The following is a 20,479-nucleotide window of genomic DNA, read 5'->3' on the forward strand; positions in this document are numbered from 1 at the left end:
TCTCGGTTAGTGTATAACATATTAGTTTCGACAGAATTACAATCATTGAGGCGACACGAATGCCACGCACGAATGCTCGAAAAACTGAAGCAACCGACCCAGAATTGCTAAAAGAGCTAGGTTTAGAAGAGATCGAAGAGACTGAAGCAGACTCTGAGCCACCTGAAGAGGATGCAGAGGCTCAAGAAGTCGAAGAGCCTCAAGAGGTCGAGGCGGTTCAAGATATCGACGAGATTTTGAACTCCTTGAAGACCTTGCTGAGCACAGTTGAGAAGTTGCAAAAAGTTCGGCAAGATGTTGGCGATATTAAGTCGCTACTGGTCAGAATGCTCGATGGCGAACTGATGGCTGGAGAAGAACTTGAGCACCTTAAAACAGGTGTAGCAGGACTATTGCGCTTAGTCCGTGCTCATAGCGATCATCAAGCAGCGTTGGCGAAAGCGCAGGCAGCGAGAGATTTATTAGACGAAGTGCTGAAGTAGGACTATGGCGATTCGGGTTGAGCTGTGAATGCCAATAAGGGTGGGGAGTGGAGAGTAGAAAGACTAAGAGAACAGCTCCCCGCTCCTCACCTTAAGCCTCGAATTTATACCTACAAACAGAGCATTAATTCCGATCCAGTTTGAGTCTTCGTAACTTCAATGCGAGCTTGGAAAGCTTCCCGGAAGTGAGGCATGTGGGTAATCGTTAAAATACAGGCAAACTCAGGCGCGATCGCATTAATCGCAGCAATTAAGCGATCGCATCCTTCTTGATCCTGAGTTCCAAAACCTTCATCGACAATCAGCATTTGCAAGGCTGTTCCCGATCGTTGAGCCAGCAACCGCGCCAGAGCGAGCCGAATCGCAAAATTGACTCGAAACGCTTCTCCTCCTGAATATGTCTCATACGGTCGCGTTCCATACGCATCTGCAATCAAAATATCCAAAGTCTCCATTGCTTTGGCAGATGTGGATTTGGATTTCCGATTGCGTTGGGTGACGAATTGGACGTGTAATTGATTCGCGCTGAGACGGGACAGAATTTGATTCGTCGTTGCTTCGAGTTGCGGCAAGATGTTCTCAATCATCAAAGCTTGAATTCCATTCTTGCCGAACGCTTGCGTGAGTTCTTGATAGATTCGAGCCTGCTGACGAGCCGTTTTAAGCTGAGCATTAATCTGTTGGAATTGCTGACTGAGTGCTTCTTGCTGTTTCTGCTGTTGCTGAAGTCTGCCCAACTTCGATAAATGCTCATCAAGCTGAGTTCGATGATGTTGAATTTGTTGCTCTAAGGCTTGAATATGCGGTGCGAGATCAGGCGTGCGCTCTAAGGCTTGGATTAACTCTTGACAGTGATACGTGATCGTTTGCAAATCAGTGAATCGGGCTTGCGCTGTGTCTGCAAGTTCTTGTAACCGCTGCTGAACATGGGGATAGGTTTGCTTAGCTTGTTGAAGCTCTTGATAGCGGAGTTGCCAGGGTTGCGCTTGACGAATTGCAGCCCGAATTGCATTGTGCTGTTCCAGGTTGTATCCAATTTCTGCAATTTGTCGATCGTAGTACTTCAATCCACGATCGAGTTCCTGACTCAATTGCTCAAGTTGCTGCTCGATCTGCTCAATTTGCGCTTCTAATTCGGGTTGCCGCTTCAATAAAGTTGCTTGTCGGCGTTTCGCTTGTTTGATTTCTGCTTGACGGATTTCTGCCCAACGCCAGCGATCGACACTTCCACGCGCTAGCGCATGATTGCGATCGTCATAATCGATCTGTTGCAAATGTCGATCGAGCAGTTGCAATTCCTCATGGAGCGGCAACTCAAATTGTCCAGTCTTGAGTTGTTCTTCTAACTTGGCAGATTCAGCCGTAATTTGAGCCAGTTTTTCTTGAACTGCGGCAGTATTTTGTAATTGTTCTTGTAACTGTCCTCGCCGCTCTAACGTACCGCCATATTGCGCTAATTGCTTTTCAATGTCGGTGTACTCTTGGCGCAATACTTGAATTTCACGCTCTGAAGTCGTGAGTTGTTCACGGATCACCCAAATTTCAGAGAGAATTTCTTCACGCTGTTGCTGTTGTTTTTCGAGAACAAGATGCCAATGATGTTCATCTAAAGGTCGATCGCATAAGGGGCAAGGCGGAAAAGATTGTTGTTTCAGTTGAACGAGTGTATTGCCTTCAGAGTGCTCTGCTTCGGATGCGATCGCAGTTGCTTTTTCTTGTTCCAACATCCGAATCTTCTGGTCAATCTCTGCCAACTGTGCTTCATAGTTTCGTTGATGAGCTTGCAGTTGATCAACGAAACCACGTCGCTCTAAGCCTTTTTCAAGTACTTGGTCTTGGTAGGCGCGGAGTTTTTCGAGTTCTTCAATTTTGACCGCAACCTCGACGGCTGCTTTTTTTAAGCTCGGTTGTCGTTGCTGTTGAGTTTGAAGTTGTCGAGCAGAGGTGCGGAGTTCTTCTAGACGAGCAGAAAGACGAGTCGAAGCACGATCGAGTTCTTTTTGCAATTGTTGCCGCCGTTGCAAAAGCGGCGAAGCTTGTAACTGAAGCTGATCGAGTTGCTGAAGTTCTTGACGTGCGGCAATCAGGTTTTGAACTGCGGCTTCAACGTCAGCTTCTTTCGTGAGCGCTTTTTCAACTTCTTGAAGCTGTTCTTGTAAAGTAATTTCCTGAGCTTGAACTTTTTGCAGTTGATTCTGAAACTGTTGAATCTTTTCAGATTGTTGTTGTTCGTGCTGTTGGCGTTGGGACTGTGCGACCTGATGCGCCTGGAATTTTGCTGAGAATGCTTCTTCTTGAGCTTGCAATGCTTGCCAATGGCGATATCCGGCAATGATCGTCGCTTCTTGTTGCAGTAATTTTTCTAAGGTTTGACGCTGCTGATCGGTTTGCGATCGCTCTTTCTGCAATCGCTGACAGTCTTGATTCAAATTGCGCTGCTGTTGTTGCTGCCAGCTTAATTGCTGCTGCCAAGTTTGTCGCTGATGCTGAACGGCTTGCAGTTGTTGAAGTTGTTCATTACTGGCAGCTTGTTGGGCTTGCATTTGGGTGAGAAGTGCTTCAAGTTCGGCACGTTCTTGCTCGATCGCGTCTCGTTGCTGAAGCTGTTCTCGAACGGCTTCTAAATTTCGCTCTAGTAGATCAACTTGTCCTTTAAACTGACGCGATCTATCTTTTGCCTGTTCTGCGAGCGTGTCGTATTGGTGAAGTTTCAAAAGATCGGCAAGAATTTGCTTACGTTCCGCAGGACGTTTCAGCATAAATTCATCGGCTCGACCTTGACGTAGGTAAGCCGAATTCACAAACGTATCGTAATCAATTTTGAGATGATTCAGGATCAATTGCTGTGTCGATCGAATACCTTTGGCGGTCAGCGATCGAAACCCACCGTCCTGCATAATTTGAAATTCCAGCGAGATGCCTTGCCCACGTTGGCGAGTTCTGAGCACGCGATAGATCTGCTGATGCATTCCGAAGATAAATTCAACTTGCGCTTCTTTTGCGCCCATATGAATCACATCATCTTCTGAAGCTGCTCGGCTTTCACCCCAAATCACCCAGGAAATTGCTTCTAGTAGCGAAGATTTTCCTGCCCCATTTGCCCCACAAACGCACGCAGTATGAAGCCCCCGGAAGTCAAGAGTGGCTTCCTGGTAGCTCAAAAAATTCCGAAGAGTCAGGCGTTGCGGAATCATAGCGAAACGAGCGGACGGGACAGTACTGATGCACGAAAGTACAATCGCACTTGTACTATTGAGTGTAATCGCAACTGGAACGAATTTGCTAAAAATCGTGGAAGAATTAAGAGCGATTGTCACTTTCTCACATCATGTCTACCCAAAAAATCATTCTCGATACTGATCCAGGCGGCGATGATATCTTTGCTCTATTTTGGCTACAGAGTCTTGTAAAACGCGGGTTTGCTGAACTGATCGCAGTGACGACTGCCGCAGGAAATGTAAGCTCTCGCCAAACATTTTCGAGTGCCAGCCAAATTTTAAGCCTAGGCGGATTGCCGGATGTTGAAGTAGGACGCGGAGTTGAAACTTCAGACGCATCCGAAGATGCAGCGCACATTCATGGCAATGATGGCATGGGAAATTTATCGACACTCTTACCCAGTCCAATCCATTCGTATGAGTCAGCAAGATATTCGGACGAGATTTTGATCGATCGCTTAAACGCCATGCCTGGAGAAATTACCATCATTGCGATCGCACCACTCACTAATCTCGCTGCCGCCGAAATCAAACAGCCTGGAATTTTGCAGAAAGCAAAAGAAATCATTGTCATGGGCGGTGCGTTCCGTTGCCCTGGCAACATTACTTCACATGCAGAATTTAATTTCTGGTTTAACCCTGAAGCAGTTGAGCAAGTTCTCAACAGTCGGAATGATGTCGTCATTACATCGCTCGACATCACACGCCATTTGATTTTTACAAAAGAAATGGCTCTCCAGATCTATCAGACCAATCCAGAAAGCCAGCTTGCTCAGTTCCTGATGAAACTCTGTGAGTTTATGATTGGAACAGCTTTACAGTATCGAGAGACTCAAGGCATCCCAGGCTTCTTAGTTCACGATGCGGCAACTTTAGGGTATTTGTTCTATCCAGAAACGATGCTGTGGCAGCGATCGCGCATTCAAATCGAAACGCAAGGCAAATGGACACGCGGGCAGACTTTGATCGACGATCGACTCACAACAAAGCCATCTGCCAATGCTTGGATTGCAACTCAAGTCAATGCAACTCAGTTTTTTACAAGTTTCATCGAAGACCTGAAAGTGCTAGTTCGCTGATTGGCGAGCTTTGATTGCTTTACGAATTCTGGAAATTCCGAACAAACCGAAGCCAAATAAGGGATTGAATGCGAAGGGAACAGGTACGATCGCAGAATTTGTGAGTTCCACCTGCTCAAGTCGAAAGCTTCCTCTTGCAGAAGATGTGTTGTCGCCAATGCCAATAGAACCCGCTGAAGTATAGGGGAACCCTTCTAAAGTATAGTCTCGCAATCGACCTGTCAGAATCGGAGCAGCATAGCTCCCTCCAGCATAGAGGTAATAAGTATTGCCTAAAACGGATAAATCGTACTGAACTGCTGCTGCCTGTGTATTAAAGGAAACTCCTTCAGCTTGAGTGAATCGAGTGCCTGTTGGAGCATTCACCGGATCAGCTTTCACAGCACCATCTTCTTGTGCCCAAATTCGATTTGTCCAAAAACCAAGTTCAATACCCCGAGCATCAGTCGAACTCAAGACAGCAACACTTAAACCTGCACGATCTGCAATCGTGTCTGTGCCTGTGTTGTTCTGAGCGTTGGGATTATCATGATTTTCACTGTTCAATTGAATACGAAACATCAAGTTATAGCCCGTGTTCCGATCCATTGTTACAGTGCGACCATAACCAGCTACAAGACTGTCGTTTGAAGTCGTATTTAAGGTGGTTCCTGATGAATTCACTGTGACAGTCGGACCAGTCAAAAAATTCCGAGTCCATCCTTGGCTGTTGGGTGATGTTCCTAAAGAGCCATTATAAAGGACTAAAGCATGAGCTTTTGCAGTACCAAGTAAGAGAAAAGCGCTAGTTAGAGCAGTTGTAAGAAGAATTTTCATTGATATTACTTAGCCGGGATCAACTTAGGGAATTGAGACAACCAGAGTATTACCAAGTTACTCGCATTTCTATCAGTCGGCACAGTTTTAAGATGCGAGCGCGCAACCTGTTTTCTAAATCTTTTAGCGTCGAAAAATTTAGAAGTTCGATTGTAAACTCACTTAGTTATTTTCATCAAAAATGTGGAAAGTAGTCTTTTGAATCAATGATTAGGGTCAATCATTCGATCGATTTGAATCGAATAGCAGAAGCGATCCCCTCGTGAAATCGACTCTCCATGCACGATCGCACCTGCCTCGGTAAAAGCCGTATGCCGATAGACAATCAAAGGATGTCCCAACGAGACTTCTAACTGCTCACCCGTTTCATAATCCGCTTGCGTACATTCAATCACAGCGTCAATTTTTTTAATGCAGATGCCGTACTGTTCTAAAGTTGTAAAAGTTAATTTTTGACGTAATTCTTTTCCATAAGCTTTTGCTAGCTCTGGCACAATATAAGTAATATCAACACAGCTCGGAACATTATTAAATAAAAGGACTTTCTTTTGCAGATAAGCGATCGCGCAATTCAAGATTTTCTGAACATGAACAGGTGCAGTCACTCGCTCAAAGCTCAAAGTCTGCACAGTAATTTCAATATCCTGTCGTGCTAGATCCGCTTCGAGTAACAGCGGACTAGACAGCGAGTAAACCACTTTCTGTTGAGTGGAAACGAATGCACCTTTTCCCCGTTGTACATTGACTAATCCTTGCTGTGTGAGATTCGCGATCGCACGTCGAGCCGTAATTCGGCTCACCTCAAATTCAGCCATCAACTGATGTTCACTCGGAAGTTGATCGCCAGGTCGGTAGATACCTGCTCGAATACGATCGCGCAACTTCTCAGAAATAGCTAAATGTAGAGGGAAGGTCATTTTTTAGTTTGGTAGCCTCAAGTACAGATCCACAATTGCTCTAAAATTAGGCTTGTTATAACAAGTTGAAAGATGAGCTATGAACCCGACTATTTCTGAGTCTAACCTGTTAGGAGACAGAACAGTTCTCACAACTGCCGCTCTGAAAGAATTGAATACTCGATCGACCTTGAAAGGATTAATCCGTTTTACTGCTCACCTGCTAATTCTGGGAGTGAGCGGATACCTATGGGGAACTAACTTTGGTCACAATTGGGCAATTGCTGTGCCAGCTTTGGTGATCTATGGTTATAGCTTGGCTGCAATGTTTGCTCCGTTGCATGAATGTTCACATCGAACTGCTTTTGAAAACAATACATTGAACGATTTCGTGTGCTGGTTTGCTGGAGTGCTGTCGTTTTATAACGGCGCATTCTATCGGCGCTATCACAAATGGCATCATCGCTATGTGCAAAATCTCGAAAAAGACCCAGAACTCAGCGATCCAATGCCCAAGAACTTAGGAGAGTATCTGTGGACGATTAGTGGATTGCCTTGGTGGTGGAGCAAAGTCACCACGCATATTCGAGTCGCTTTAGGACAAGTTGAAGACTATCCCTATATTTCAGAAGAAGCGCGGGCAGAGGTAATTCGCTCTACTCGGCTTCAGCTTGCAGTCTATGGGGTCGCGATTTTAGTATCGATCGCAGTTCAGAAACCCTGGTTTGTGATGTATTGGCTTTTCCCGCTCTTTGTCGCGCAGCCGATTCTGAGAGGCTATCTCTTCGCAGAACATACCGGATGCAGCCATGATGATAATCCATTGACGAATACTCGATCGGTCATGACCTTATTCCCGATGCAATTCATCATGTGGAATATGCCGTTTCATGCGGAACATCACATGTATCCCTCAATCCCATTCCACCAACTGCCAGCAGCACACGAGCAAATTAAGCAGCATCTTGCTCACGTTGATTCAGGCTATATCAAAGTTAACCTCGATATTGCAACAAAGCTTGTATGAGTGAGTGTTTTACGCTGAAAAATTTTGAGCTTTACTGTGGAAAAACGCTCAGTGAAGCTCAGATCGTCTATCAAACTTATGGAACGCTGAATGACGATCGCTCAAATGCCATCCTCTATCCAACCTCTTACGGCGCACAGCATTCGGACATTGAATGGCTGATTCGTCCAGATAGCATCTTAGATCCCACAAAGTACTTTGTGATCATCCCCAATATGTTTGGCAATGGTCTTTCGACTTCGCCAAGTAACAGTGATTGGGGAGTTTTTAGCCATTTCGATAATGTTCGTGCCCAGAAGCAACTTCTAGAAGAAGTGTTTCAAATCGATCAACTAGCTTTAATTTACGGTTGGTCAATGGGCGCACAGCAAGCTTATCACTGGGGCGCGCTGTATCCTGAGAAGGTGCTACGCATTGCTGCATTATGTGGAACGGCTCGAACCACCGATCACAATCGCATCTTTCTGCAAAGTTTGCGGAGTGCATTAACGGCTGATCCGGCTTGGAATGGAACGAGATTTGAAGCCGTTCCCGATCGAGGATTTCAAGCCTTTGCTCGGATCTATGCAAGTTGGGCAGCTTCTCAAGCCTTTTATCGAGAAGAACTATATTATCCGCTAGGCTATACGTCGCTTGATGACTATCTTGTACGGTTTTGGGAAGCGAGCTATCGCAAGCGTGATCCGCATAACCTTTTAGCTATGATTCAGACTTGGTTAGACTGCGATGTAAGTGACAATCCGATCTATCAAGGAGATTATCAAAAGGCGCTTGGCGCGATTCAGGCGAAAACACTGGTCATGCCTGCAACTACAGATTTGTATTTCACGCCAGAAGATTGTGCAGCAGAAGCAGAATTGCTCCCCAATGCAGAGTATCATCCGATTCGATCAATCTGGGGGCATCGCGCAGGCAATCCTTATCAAAGTCCAGACGACGAAGCCTTTATTCGATCGCACATTTCCACTCTATTAAGCCACTAACCTATGCTTTCTCAAATCGCTCGTGATCAAGGAATTCGCTACTTTTTGATTTCGTTTACTGATCTCTTTGGCGTTCAGCGATCGAAGTTGGTTCCGGCTGAAAGTATCGATCAAATGGCATCCGACGGCGCAGGATTTGCAGGGTTTGCGGCTTGGTTAGACATGACTCCGGCTGATCCTGATATCTTGGCAATTCCTGACCCAGAGCAATTGATTCAGCTTCCCTGGCAACCTGATGTTGCTTGGATGCCTGCAGATTTGCATACGATTACTGGAGAGCCTTTAGAACAAGCTCCACGAGTCGTTTTGAAACGAGTTCTGAAACAAGCTGAGGATCTGGGCTATCGAGTCAAGACTGGCGTGGAATGTGAGTATTTTTTGCTGAGTGCAGATGGAGAAGACATTTCCGATAAGCTCGATCGACAAAGTAAGCCTTGCTATGATCAACAGTCTTTGATGCGGCGATATGAGGTGATCCGAGAGATCTGTGACGTGATGCTATCGCTCGGTTGGGGAGCTTACCAGAACGATCACGAAGATGGTAACGGTCAGTTCGAGATGAATTGGAAGTATGCGGATGCTCTCGTCACAGCAGATCGACATGCGTTCTTTAAGTACATGGTGAAAGCGATCGCTGAAAAACACGGACTACGAGCCACCTTCATGCCTAAACCATTTGCACATTTAACGGGAAATGGTTGCCATACTCATCTTTCAATTTGGGATAGTAGCGACAAAGAGAATCTCTTCTATGACCCACAAGGAGAGCTAGGACTTTCATCACTGGGGTATCAATTCATTGCAGGAGTGTTGAATTCAGCAGAAGCACTGTGTGCGATTACGAATCCAACCGTAAATTCTTACAAGCGAATCAATGCACCCGTGACGCTATCAGGCGCAACCTGGTCGCCCAATACTGTAAGTTATAGCGGGAACAATCGAACTCATACGATTCGGATTCCTGATGCAGGACGGTTTGAATGTCGCTTGCCAGATGGAGCTGCAAACCCTTATTTGTTACCTGCTGCCTTAATTGCAGCAGGACTGGATGGAATTAATCAGAAGCTTGAACCAGGGGTTCGACGCGATAACAATAGCTATACTGATCCGCTACCTGCTGGCGAGGCTAAGACTCTGCCTGCAAACTTGTTAGATGCGTTGCGGTGTTTGGAGAAGAGTGAGGTAATTGGTAAATCTTTGGGTAAGTCTTTTACTTCTGCATATCTCAAACTTAAATATCAAGAATGGCAACAAGCAAATGCTGCCATTACGCCTTGGGAACTGGACAACACATTGGGCTGCTAGTATAAGCTAAGTGTCAAAAAGAGTCCCCAGGATCGATCGATTGCATCAGGAAACTTATCGATCGACTGATCCCATCACCAAATCAATACTCGCTAAAATCACAAAAATGTCCGCCACCTTCCGCCCTTGAATCAATTTCGGCAGCACTTGCAGATTGTTGAAATCTCCAGGGCGGATCTTCCAACGCCACGGAAACACATTGTCATCGCCAATGATAAAAATTCCTAGCTCTCCTCGACCTGACTCAACCCGAACATAATGCTCACCCTTCGGAATCTTGAAAGTTGGAGCAATTTTTCTCGCAATAAACTGATAGTCAAACCCATTCCATTCAGATTTCGGGCCTGCCTGAATTCGCTGAGCTTCTAAATTCTCATAAGCTCCACCTGGCAAGGCTTTTAATGCCTGCTGAATTATCTTGATCGATTCTCGCATTTCCCGTATCCGTACCGCATATCGAGCATAGCAATCGCCCGCCGTATCCCACTGAATCTCCCAATCTAGCTCGTCATAGCACTCATAATGATCCACCTTTCGCAAATCCCATTTCACGCCAGATGCCCGTAGCATGGGTCCTGTCACACCCCAATTGATGGCATCTTCACTCGTGAGGACTCCGATCCCTTCTAACCGTCGTCGAAAGATAGGATTATCACTCATCAGTCGCTCATACTCATCTAAGGTCGGCAACATGTAAGTGCAGAAATCAGCACATTTATCGACCCAACCATACGGCAGATCAGCAGCCACTCCACCCACTCGAAAGTAATTGTGATTCACCATGCGATAGCCTGAAACCGCTTCAAATAAATCAAGAATCATTTCGCGATCGCGCATCGTTGGAAAGAATAAAGCCTGCGTTCCCACATCTCCCACAAACGGGCCAAGCCATAGCAAATGATTCACAATTCGCGTCAGTTCGAGCATGATCATCCGAATATAGCTCGCTCGTCTCGGAACTTCGATTTGAGCTAATTTCTCAACTGCATTCACGGTCACTGCTTCATTGAACATTCCACCATAGTAGTCCCAGCGACTCGTATAGGGAATGAACATTGTATTCGTGCGGTTTTCTGCAATCTTTTCCATGCCACGATGCAGATAGCCAATCACAGGTTCACAGTCTAGAACATCTTCGCCATCCAATGTGACAATAATTCGGAAGCAGCCATGCATCGCTGGATGGTGAGGACCCATATTGATCACCATCGGCTCTGTTTTCGTTTCAATCCATCCCATGAGTTGAATTCCTGAAGTGCGCTTGCCTCCACTATCCACAACTCATTCGCACAGATCTTGTAGATTCTTCCGTTTTTTGTAGATTGTTACGCCTGGTTTTGGATCATTCTTGGGGTCACACCGAGCAAGCGCTTACAGTGACGATGTAAATGGCTCTGATCCACGAATCCAACCATTTTGGCAACTTCAGCGATCGACCATTTTCGAGTCATCAACAATTCTCTCGCACGCTCAACCCTTGCTCGAATTACAAACTGATGCGGAGTCACGCCAGTCGATTGTTTGAACAATTGAGAAAAGTAATGCGGACTCATTTGAGCGATCGCAGCAAGTTCATTTAAGCTCAGATCCTGCTCTAAATGAGCCTGAATATACTCAATCACATGCCGCAATCGATAGTGAGAAAGCCCGTTTTCGTAGGTTTGCAGTAAAGGGCGACGATTTGAATAATGCTGGATCGTATGCACAATCAAAGCATTTGAGATCGCTTCACCATAGAGCCGACTTGCACTTCCTTCCTGCTCTAGTACAGATTTCAAAGCAACAGCCGCTTGATAAACGAACGGATCAGCCGTAGCAAATTGGGGAAGTAGCTCAATCCGATCAGAATTTCCTACTTCATGCACAGCATGAGCAATCACTGAAGACTCAACGCTAAAAAAGATCACACCACCATAATCAAACCAGCGACTTTGGCAACTCGTATGAGCTGGAACAATTACCATATTGCCGTCTGCTACTTGTTCGCATCGGAATTGACCATTCAGCGATCGCTCTGCAACTTGAGATTTACCTGTATTCGTAAAAATCGCAATCCCATTTTGCGTAGAAATGACTTCAGGCGTTTCTCCAGGAGGCATGAAATCGTATGCAAAGTAAATCCCTTGCCATCCCGCCTGCAAACTTGTCAACTGAGGCGATCGCCGAAACACCCGTTCATATGCAGCCACTTTCTCTTCAGCAATGTTGATCTTTAACATGCGTTTGATTTTAATTCCTGCAATTTAATTGTGACTCATGCTTGCACACAGTTAATCATTTCTTAAGCTGAAAGCGCGATCGAATTCGCTTGAATAATGGTATTCAGTGTTACAGGGATTAACATGCAGCATCAGAAGATTTTAAGAATCACAACGCAGGGGAAGTCTTTGCTAAAAATTACTTCGCAGGTGAATGCGATCGTAGCTGACTCTGGAATTAAAACTGGCTTGTGCAACTTGTTTTTACGACATACTTCTGCAAGTTTGATCATTCAGGAAAACGCTGATCCAGATGTGTTGCAAGATCTAGAGAATTTCTTTGCCAAGCTTGTTCCGGAGTGGGAAAACTATATTCATAGTACAGAAGGTCCAGACGATATGCCCGCTCATATTCGGACAGTCTTAACCCATTCTTCAGAACAGATTCCAATTTCTCAGGGTCGGCTCGTGCTCGGAACTTGGCAAGGAATTTATCTATGGGAGCATCGGCAGCATCGGCACACTAGAGAGCTAGTTGTGCATGTGATGGGTGAATAGTGGAGAACAAACCATGAGGCGATGGGCGGTTTCAGTTTTGATCATGGGAAGTCTGGCGCTAGGAGGCTGTAGTGTCGAGAAAGCACGGGCACTTCAGGGAGCAGCACTTCAGTTTCGCAATGAGTCCTTGAGCGCGATCGAAGCCATTGACACCATGCGAAAACGAGAATTGGAAGCGCCGACTCGATCGAGTGCTGAAATCCGTCAGGCTTTTGTAAATCGAATTTTGAACTCTAAGGTTGAAGTGAGTGGGGAGATTATTGATTTAGCGATCGACCCATTCCAACCGCCGAAAGTTGCAGAATGGGATACATTCATTGCAGACTTGCGAAACCAGTATGAAGGCTTTTCAGAGATTTTCACCAAACTCGATAGTAGAAGTACGGTGAGCCGAGATGAAGTGAAAAAATCAGCAGAGTATGCAAAGACTTTAACCGTACAGATGGCAGTATTAGCAAAAGCAATTAGTGACAATCCACCTGTGCTAGTACAGCATCGAACCACCGCGATCGTCAAACTACAAGCGATCAAAAAAGAGTATCAATCGATTCAAGCCAGAATTAAAGCAGGCGAAACAGCCTTAATTGCACGAAAAGCCGAGCTAGAAAATCAAGCAGGCGAGGTTCTAGGCGAGTGGCAACAGATTAAACAAGAAGAACAGCGAATTCTAGAACTCACCGTTGCTCAATGTATGCGGGCAGCAGCAATGGGCAAAGAAGTGATTGAAGCTGCAAATCACTATGACGATTTGGATCTCAATCAGATGAATGCTTTGATTCCCAGAATTTTGACGACTGCATCTACCTTTACAGGACGAGACTATACAACACTCAGAACGAAAGCAACGCGAATTGTCTCGGACATTCAAACTGACCCGTTGTGGCGTGGAGTAGCGCAGAAATTACTCGATCGAGCCAATGCCGCCGCTGGAAGTCGAATTCCCGATCGCGGTGCAGAAGTTGGGATTCGGAATTTGGAGAAATAGAGATGTCCGAGAAAAATGAGCTTTTCTTTCAGCAAGCATCTGAGCTGTTGAGTAAAATCGAGATTCGTTATCGACAAGCAGATTTTGATGAGCAGGTGCAGTTAAAGAAGGAACGCGATCGCGCAATGGCTTTATTTTCTAAAGCTCGATTAGCAATTCTGAAAGAGGGGATAATTTGTACAGATGCTGATGTGGAGCAGATGCAGCAGTTAAAGCAGCAGATTGATAGTTCAACCGATATCCTACAAGTCGTGGCAACCGTTGCAAAATTCACTTCATTTGTGCGCTTGAGGTTTCTGCTTTGAGATAAAGAAGTTCAAGTTTGCTAATCAACAAACTCAAAGATTCGATTTCATTGCAAGCCTATCAACTCCTATCGACAACTGCACAACGCTCAAGCAACTGGAGCAGCGAGCACCGCCCCCTGACGAATCGGAATCTCAAGGAAAAACTCTGTTCCTTTGCCCACTTCAGACACACAGTACAATTTGCCTTGATGTCGTTCAGTCACAATCTGATAGCTAATCGACATCCCCATTCCCGTTCCTTTACCGATCGATTTTGTCGTAAAAAACGGATCAAAGATACGGGGCTGAACTTCTGGAGGAATTCCGGGGCCATTGTCTGCGATCGCGATCTGAACTCTCCCGTGCTCCAGCTTTTTCGTCTTAATCCGAATCGTACAAGGCTGAGAGTGAGACAGACCGCGCTGGTCTTCCATCGCATCTAGTGCATTTGCCAAAATGTTCATAAAAACCTGATTCAGTTGGCTCGCATAGCAATCAACGAATGGCAAATCTCCATAGTCTTTCACCACTTCTACAGCAGCTTGATCCGGTGTTGCTTTTAAGCGATGTTGCAAAATCAGTAAAGTACTATCAATTCCGTCATGCAGATTGACGGGTTTGACTTCTGCTTCATCTAACCGTGAGAAATTACGCAGAGAAAGCACAATTTCTTTAATGCGATCGGTTCCGATCCGCATAGAAGCTAGGGTCTTCTCTAAATCCTGCGCGAGAAACTCAAAATCAATTTCTGCTAAATACTCTTGAATCGACTTAGACCCATCGGGAAACTGCTCTTGATAAAGCTGAATCAAGTGCAAGAGAGCTTGAGTATACTCATCCACATAAGTAATATTGCCGTGAATAAAATTGACAGGGTTATTAATCTCATGCGCCACCCCTGCGACTAAATTACCCAGTGCAGACATCTTCTCGCTCTGAATCATCCGCAGTTGCGACTGCTGAAGCTTTGTCATTGCATCCGACAACTCTTTGGTACGTGCTTCTACTCGCTTTTCGAGAAGTTCATTGGATTTCTTAAGATGTCTTTGCTCCATCGCCTGCACCTGCACCAGAATGGCTAACAGAGCCACTGCCATTCCCGCCACAATTAGAGCAATCATGTCGAGAAATTGCACCTGCGACTCGATATCCTCTTTGGGAATGACCAATGCCAATGCCCACTCTACCTCCTGAAGGGGGAGATAAGCCAGATAGTACATCTGATTGGCGACCTTTACCAACTCAACGCTCTCCTTGCTTTTGCTCATCTGAGGGAGCGCTTTCAACAACTCACTCTCATGAAAGTGCACATGAGCGTGATTATCAGTATGGCTCGTATGCGTAACAATCTGCCCTTGAGAGTCGATCGCAAAAGCATAGCTGTGATTGCCATATTTCACGCTGCTTACCACTCGATTAACGCGATCTAAGCGGACTAGAGTGTGAATCTCTCCGATCGGCGTACTATTCGTATCAAATCCCTGGCGAATGGGAGCGGCAATCGCCAAGGTAGGGGTATTGTTTGCTCGGCTGATAATCGGATCACTGACATTTGTAATCCCTTGCATCACTTTCTGAAAATATGCGCGATCGGATACATTAGCAGGCTTACCTCCCACAACATTGCGCCATCCGTCCGGTTTACCCACTGCGATCGCGTAGACATCACTTAATCGTAATGTTTCCGCCTTTAAGTAAGGTTCAGTCGTTTCCCAATTCATCGATTTCACTTGCTCCGTATTTGCCAGAGTTTCAATGTGAATTTTCTGATTGGAGAGCCAGTGATCGAGGCTATCTCGCCCCTGCGATAGTTCGAGAAAAACATTTTTCTTCAAACTTTCGAGCATCGAATTGCGCACTAATTGATAGCTGTAGTACGCTCCACTACTCACAAGGAGTATCACGCTAGCAATCAATAAGCGAACCAGTAAATTGCGTTGATGAGCAGCTAGATTTGGGGGATTAAAACGCATGAGGAATAAGACAAGGAAGAGTGCGAATTCAGACAGGAAGAGATTTTATGAGATGGGGCGATCGCCAGGTAACAAAGGAACAGTGGGAAGGTTTTCAAATGTCATTTTGAACCAGTCTTGCTGGAGCTTTTTCAGTTCTCCCTGCTGCTGTTGCTGTTGTAAAAATTGGTTCAAAAAATCTAGTAATTCTCGATCGCCTTTCTTCACTGCCCAAGCTGCATATGATTTGCGCCCAACTCGCTCTCCCATCTCAAAAATGGCAGGTTTTTCATCGACGAGTAGAGACAACGACACAATATTGTGCAGCACTGCATCTAATTTTTGATTAACCAAATCCTGATATGCTTCTGTAAATCCTCGATACTCTTTAACTTGTCCGATCTTGCCGCCTTGTTTTTCTAACTCGGCTGATAAGTCGGGTACAGCCGCCGCCGAGATTCCTCCTTGTTGTACTCCCAGGGTTTTCCCAGAGAGGGAGCGAAGACTTTGAATCGAGGAGTCTCCTTTACGTTTGATATAGGCGATCGTGGATTCTGCGATCGGGATTGTAAAGTCGAGAAATCTGGCGCGTTCGTCAGTGATCCCAACGGCGGTGAGTGCGACATCGTATTTGCCATAATTCACACCAGGCAGAATACCCTGCCAGGGCACAATACTTTGTTGAATTTTAAAAGGCACAAGTTGCTGAAGCCGTGCAAACAGTGCGTGGTTAAAGCCCGCTGGTTTACCGTTGAGTAAAAACTCGAAAGGAGCATAATTGTCCTCAGTCGCAACTTGGAGATAGCCTCGACGCTGGATCTGATGGGTGAGCGCTTGACTAATTTTGAGCGTGGGCTGACCTTGTAGCGGGTTTTGAGAAGTCTGAAGACAGCCCTGCACGCCTGTGGTCATGAGAAAACTGGTTCCAGTCTGAAGAATAAACCGTCTACGAACTGTCATAACAGATCCCAGGGAATTTACTCTTTATAGATTGCCCGGAACTGATTTGCAATTTGACAAACTCAGGCTTGATCGGCAATAGGGGCTTTGTTCTGGGTTTTGAAGGGGGCGGGGGTAAGCGCATTCAGTTTGGGGAGTAGGGAGATGGGGAGTGGGGGATGAACTAGTAGCAGATCGTCTTCTCAGATTTTATTGGGGTACAACGGCTCGATCTCGTTTCTGAACGTGATGTACTGGATTCATACGTCGCTCCAGATAGCTAAAGAGTTGAGATGACAGTAAGGTCAAGGCAAGATAGATCAAAGACACGATCGCATAAAGCTCAAAGGGTCGATAGTTCTCGGCAACAATCAACTGTCCTTGGCGAAAAAGCTCCTCAAATCCAATAATCGCGACCAAAGTTGTGTCCTTGAGCAACGAGATAAACGTATTTCCCAAGGGCGGTAACATCCGACGCAAGGCTTGCGGAAAGATCACATACCGTAGAGTTTGAGTAGTATCCAGCCCTAAAGACGCTGCTGCTTCGGTTTGTCCTACCTCGATCGAGACAATTCCCGCGCGTACAATTTCAGCAATGTAAGCGGCACTATTCAAACTCAAGGCAACGACAGCAGCAATAAAGCGATCGAAGCTAAACTCTATCCCCAGTTCTTGAATCAAAGCAGGAATGCCGAAATAAATCATAAAAATCTGAACCAGCAACGGTGTACCTCGAAAGAAATCAACATAAGCTCTGGCTAACCACCGAACTGGCTTTGTTTTTGAAAGACGAGCAATCCCAATCAATGAACCAGCAACTAAACCAATGGCAATCGAAATCACAGCCAGTTGCAGCGTAATCAACGTTCCTGCTAAAAGAAGCGGAAGTGCGCTCGTAATGGTTGTAAACCAGTTCGACTGGGTCTGATTCGTCGCATTTGGAACTGCTTCGGGTAAAGCGGGTGGCTCTGTGTTAAACCATTTGCGATAAATCGTTCGGTACGTTCCATTGCTGAGAATTGTGCCTAACCCTTGATTGATTCGCTCTAAGTTCGGAGAGTTTTTCGGGGTTGGAATGCCCAAATACTCCTCTGTCAAAAGCTGAGCACTGACCTGAATATTCTGTAAGTTCCCCGTTTTGAGCGCGTATTGCAGAATCGGCGCATCATGAACCACAGCCGCAACATTGCCATTTTTCAGTTCTTGCAGAGCTATCACGGAGGCATCAAACGTCCGAATCTGAGCATTCGGAATCTTCTGTGCAGTTTGCGCTCCTGTCGTTCCGATTTGCACTGCGATCGTTTTGCCGTTCAGTTCTTCTAGCGAACCAATAGGCTGACTTTTTGGAGACGCGATCGCGAGTCCTGCCTTAAAGTAAGGGCGCGAGAATGAAACGACCTCTGACCTTGCAGGTGTAATCGTCATTGCCCCAACGGCTGCATCAACTGTTCCCGCCTGTAAAGATGGAATGATTCCATCAAAGGAAATGTTCTGAAATCGCACCCCAAACCCGGCGACTTTACCAATCTCTCGAATCAAATCAATATCAAATCCTTGAAGCTCTCCCGCTCCGTTACGAAACTCAAATGGGGCATACACAGGCTCGACCGCAATATTGAGGACGGGCTGACTGAGCGATCGCAGCGGATTCAAGACAACGAACAATGTACAAATCAGAGCTAAAGCAATTGCACGCCATTTCATAGGAAGTACGTTTAGTTTTTTCCTATATATTAATGAATGATTCTCAATCGCGATAATTCTGTCTGGAGGGACATGTCAGCCTTCTCAATCGCGTTTTATTTTACTCCCATGAAGCACGCAATTCAGTTTGACAACCTAGAGAAGAGTTTCGGATCGCTGCCTGTACTGCAAGGTATCAGTGGCTATGTGGATGCGGGTGAAGTTCTATCGATTATTGGTTCGTCGGGATGCGGTAAAAGTACTCTGCTGCGATGTTTGAATCGATTGGAAACGGTCGATCGCGGAAAGATTGTGATCAGTGATTTAGAAATTTCTAAGCCACAGCTTTCATCACGGGAGTTGAAAGAGGTGCGATCGCGAATCGGGATGGTCTTCCAGCAGTTCAATCTCTTTCCACATTTGAGTGTGCTAGAAAATCTCACCTTAGCTCCTCAACAAGTTCTCAAGATTTCTCGAAGCGAAAGTAAAGAACGAGCAAAGTACTATCTTCAAGAAGTTGGCTTAGCCGACAAAGCAGAGATGTATCCAGAGCAGCTTTCAGGCGGACAACGGCAGCGAGTTGCGATCGCCAGAAGTCTCTGTATGGAGCCTCAAATTATGCTCTTTGATGAGCCAACGAGCGCCCTTGATCCTGAGCTAGTCGGTGAAGTCCTAGCAGTGATGCGTCGATTAGCTGAAGAAGGCATGACAATGGTGGTTGTGACTCATGAAATCCAGTTTGCGCGAGATGTCGCGAATCGAGTAATGTTCCTTGATCAAGGCCGAGTTGTTGAAGAAGGACTAGCACGGGAAGTTTTGACGAATCCAAACAGCGATCGACTACATACTTTTCTCAGCCGTATGCGGCAAGCTCAAATGATTTAGCTTTTACTAGTCAACCGCTTCTCTTCTCCCTACCAAATTTATTCCGAGACGTTAAGAACACCTTAAGAGAACGGGATTTCGGAATTTCTTTGGTTAAGGTGAAGGCTATATAGATACCTCCTAACTGCGTCTTTTGCCCCGTTGCGTCCTTCTGGAAAGCGGGGTTTTGTTTTATCGCTGAATTGGGACAGCCGAGAACCAGGCTCGGAACATTAGTGCCCCGACTAATCCCATCAACACGAAGCAGACCAACATCATGCTTCGCTTCAGCCGAACAAAACGGCTATGAGCTTGATTCTTAGTTAGTTCAATTTGTGCCTCTTTCTCCTGCAAAGCTTGCTTGAGTGCGGCGATCTGAGACTGAGCGATCGCTAAATCCCGTTCTTTTGTTTCTACAGTGCGATGAGCGATCGCCAAGGATTGACGCAACTCATCACCTTTTTGCTCTGCAACTGAGAGAGATTGATTCAGCGATCGTTGTTCAGCTTGTAATTGTTCGACTTGCTGGCGAGCAAGAACGAGAACTTGACTCAGTTGTTGTACTTCTTGTTCTTTCTCAGCCAAGGCTCCCTGCTGACAATCATCGACAAACCGCTGCATGGTCTGTTCGCACTCGTCTAGACAATCACTTTCGTATTGATCGATTCTTTTTTGCAGTTCTTCCAACTTTCGGTGAGCTTTCAACGAAAAATCCGCTTCACACTGGGCGAGCACACTTTCTAGCTGATTAATCGTCTGTCTCAATCTTTCTTGTCGTTCCGCATCTTCTGCAGCGCGATCTAATGCGGGTTGATAGATTTCAGTCAATCTTCGCCGCGTCACAATCCGATTACAATCCGCTCCTTCTTGATGGCACTTAAAAGTGATGTGCCCATAGCTCGGCTCATCTGGATAGATAAAAACCCGATGACCACCCTCACTGCGATCTTCCCGCCATCCTTCTTTTTCTGCAATCCGCATCAATGCGCCAGAAGTGAGAACAGGAGGGTAGCTATCAATCGCGGCTCTAATCTCATCCAAGGTCGCCATAACAGTTCTCCTTTCATCTTGAGGATTGAGGAAGCGCCTATGTCGGCAATTGCCCTTGAGGATAACAAATTCTGACGAGTGCTGTCGCGAACGTTAAGGGAAAATGAAGGTCAGGAAGATAGAGAGAAAGATAGAACTTCCAAAATTCATCTCCCCA

At 45.8% G+C, this 20,479-nt stretch carries 18 protein-coding genes; 9 read left to right on the forward strand and 9 right to left on the reverse strand.

The window, feature by feature from the left end:
• Window positions 1–59: 59 nt before the first annotated feature.
• Entirely contained in the window at window positions 60–482 is a 423-nt protein-coding gene (locus OU814_RS03335; RefSeq protein ID WP_268180444.1) for a hypothetical protein, read from the forward strand.
• Between the two features lie 110 nt (window positions 483–592).
• Here the strand turns inward: OU814_RS03335 and sbcC are convergent, their stop codons facing one another.
• On the reverse strand, window positions 593–3,676 hold the full coding sequence (sbcC, locus tag OU814_RS03340; RefSeq protein ID WP_268180446.1) for an exonuclease subunit SbcC: 3,084 nt from the start codon (window positions 3,674–3,676) through the stop codon (window positions 593–595).
• A 134-nt stretch (window positions 3,677–3,810) separates the two neighbouring features.
• Between sbcC and OU814_RS03345 the strand changes: the two genes are divergently transcribed.
• On the forward strand, window positions 3,811–4,779 hold the full coding sequence (locus OU814_RS03345) for a nucleoside hydrolase (protein WP_268180448.1): 969 nt from the start codon (window positions 3,811–3,813) through the stop codon (window positions 4,777–4,779).
• Here OU814_RS03345 and OU814_RS03350 read toward each other — a convergent pair.
• Together OU814_RS03350 and OU814_RS03355 are read right to left on the reverse strand one after the other, a co-directional pair.
• Window positions 4,768–5,595, reverse strand: coding sequence for a choice-of-anchor Y domain-containing protein (locus tag OU814_RS03350; protein ID WP_268180450.1), 828 nt, complete (start codon window positions 5,593–5,595; stop codon window positions 4,768–4,770). The two genes, OU814_RS03345 and OU814_RS03350, sit on opposite strands and share 12 nt — an antisense overlap.
• A 203-nt stretch (window positions 5,596–5,798) precedes the next feature.
• Window positions 5,799–6,512 carry a GntR family transcriptional regulator gene (locus tag OU814_RS03355; RefSeq protein ID WP_268180452.1) on the reverse strand — a complete coding sequence of 238 codons (714 nt, stop codon included), beginning with the start codon at window positions 6,510–6,512 and terminating at the stop codon, window positions 5,799–5,801.
• Between the two features lie 79 nt (window positions 6,513–6,591).
• On the opposite strand from OU814_RS03355, the gene OU814_RS03360 reads away from it, so the two are divergent.
• The 3 genes from OU814_RS03360 to glnT are packed head-to-tail and all read left to right on the forward strand — an operon-like array spanning window position 6,592 to window position 9,806.
• Complete coding sequence (locus OU814_RS03360; protein ID WP_268180454.1) at window positions 6,592–7,518, forward strand: fatty acid desaturase family protein; 927 nt, start codon at window positions 6,592–6,594, stop codon at window positions 7,516–7,518.
• Window positions 7,515–8,501 carry an alpha/beta fold hydrolase gene (locus OU814_RS03365; RefSeq protein ID WP_268180456.1) on the forward strand — a complete coding sequence of 329 codons (987 nt, stop codon included), beginning with the start codon at window positions 7,515–7,517 and terminating at the stop codon, window positions 8,499–8,501. Before OU814_RS03360 ends, OU814_RS03365 begins: the two co-directional genes overlap by 4 nt.
• Window positions 8,502–8,504: 3 nt before the next feature.
• The gene (gene glnT / locus OU814_RS03370; RefSeq protein ID WP_268180458.1) at window positions 8,505–9,806 is read left to right on the forward strand and encodes a type III glutamate--ammonia ligase; all 1,302 of its coding nucleotides are present in this window, start codon (window positions 8,505–8,507) and stop codon (window positions 9,804–9,806) included.
• Between the two features lie 54 nt (window positions 9,807–9,860).
• On the opposite strand, the gene OU814_RS03375 is transcribed toward glnT, so the two are convergent.
• Together OU814_RS03375 and OU814_RS03380 are read right to left on the reverse strand one after the other, a co-directional pair.
• Entirely contained in the window at window positions 9,861–11,045 is a 1,185-nt protein-coding gene (locus tag OU814_RS03375) for an NAD(P)H-quinone oxidoreductase subunit H (protein WP_268180460.1), read from the reverse strand.
• An 86-nt stretch (window positions 11,046–11,131) separates the two neighbouring features.
• Window positions 11,132–12,025, reverse strand: a complete 894-nt coding sequence (locus OU814_RS03380) for a helix-turn-helix domain-containing protein (RefSeq protein ID WP_268180462.1) — start codon at window positions 12,023–12,025, stop codon at window positions 11,132–11,134.
• Window positions 12,026–12,121: 96 nt separating this feature from the next.
• Here OU814_RS03380 and OU814_RS03385 point away from each other — a divergent pair, with 96 nt between their 5' ends.
• Genes OU814_RS03385 through OU814_RS03395 form a run of 3 tightly spaced genes read left to right on the forward strand, consistent with a single transcriptional unit; the run spans window position 12,122 to window position 13,852 of the window.
• The gene (locus tag OU814_RS03385; protein ID WP_242049462.1) at window positions 12,122–12,562 is read left to right on the forward strand and encodes a secondary thiamine-phosphate synthase enzyme YjbQ; all 441 of its coding nucleotides are present in this window, start codon (window positions 12,122–12,124) and stop codon (window positions 12,560–12,562) included.
• 13 nt (window positions 12,563–12,575) lie between these two features.
• Window positions 12,576–13,547 (forward strand): hypothetical protein, encoded by a 972-nt coding sequence (locus OU814_RS03390; RefSeq protein WP_190653502.1) that lies wholly within the window; start codon window positions 12,576–12,578, stop codon window positions 13,545–13,547.
• Window positions 13,548–13,549: 2 nt separating this feature from the next.
• Entirely contained in the window at window positions 13,550–13,852 is a 303-nt protein-coding gene (locus tag OU814_RS03395) for a hypothetical protein (RefSeq protein WP_268180467.1), read from the forward strand.
• 89 nt (window positions 13,853–13,941) lie between these two features.
• Here OU814_RS03395 and OU814_RS03400 read toward each other — a convergent pair whose 3' ends face one another.
• The 3 genes from OU814_RS03400 to OU814_RS03410 all read right to left on the reverse strand — a co-directional run bounded on the left by OU814_RS03400 (window position 13,942) and on the right by OU814_RS03410 (window position 18,429).
• Complete coding sequence (locus tag OU814_RS03400; protein WP_268180469.1) at window positions 13,942–15,807, reverse strand: sensor histidine kinase; 1,866 nt, start codon at window positions 15,805–15,807, stop codon at window positions 13,942–13,944.
• A gap of 45 nt (window positions 15,808–15,852) precedes the next feature.
• Window positions 15,853–16,746 carry a transporter substrate-binding domain-containing protein gene (locus tag OU814_RS03405; protein WP_190653501.1) on the reverse strand — a complete coding sequence of 298 codons (894 nt, stop codon included), beginning with the start codon at window positions 16,744–16,746 and terminating at the stop codon, window positions 15,853–15,855.
• A gap of 189 nt (window positions 16,747–16,935) precedes the next feature.
• The gene (locus OU814_RS03410; protein WP_268180472.1) at window positions 16,936–18,429 is read right to left on the reverse strand and encodes an ABC transporter permease subunit; all 1,494 of its coding nucleotides are present in this window, start codon (window positions 18,427–18,429) and stop codon (window positions 16,936–16,938) included.
• A 108-nt stretch (window positions 18,430–18,537) separates the two neighbouring features.
• Here OU814_RS03410 and OU814_RS03415 point away from each other — a divergent pair, with 108 nt between their 5' ends.
• Complete coding sequence (locus OU814_RS03415) at window positions 18,538–19,293, forward strand: amino acid ABC transporter ATP-binding protein (RefSeq protein WP_036046625.1); 756 nt, start codon at window positions 18,538–18,540, stop codon at window positions 19,291–19,293.
• Between the two features lie 171 nt (window positions 19,294–19,464).
• Here the strand turns inward: OU814_RS03415 and OU814_RS03420 are convergent, their stop codons facing one another.
• Entirely contained in the window at window positions 19,465–20,322 is an 858-nt protein-coding gene (locus OU814_RS03420; protein WP_268180475.1) for a type II toxin-antitoxin system HicA family toxin, read from the reverse strand.
• Window positions 20,323–20,479 lie beyond the last annotated feature (157 nt).

The sequence above is a fragment of the Leptolyngbya sp. GGD genome, assembly GCF_026735145.1.
In the GTDB taxonomy this organism is placed as follows: Bacteria; Cyanobacteriota; Cyanobacteriia; order Leptolyngbyales; family Leptolyngbyaceae; genus Leptolyngbya; species Leptolyngbya boryana.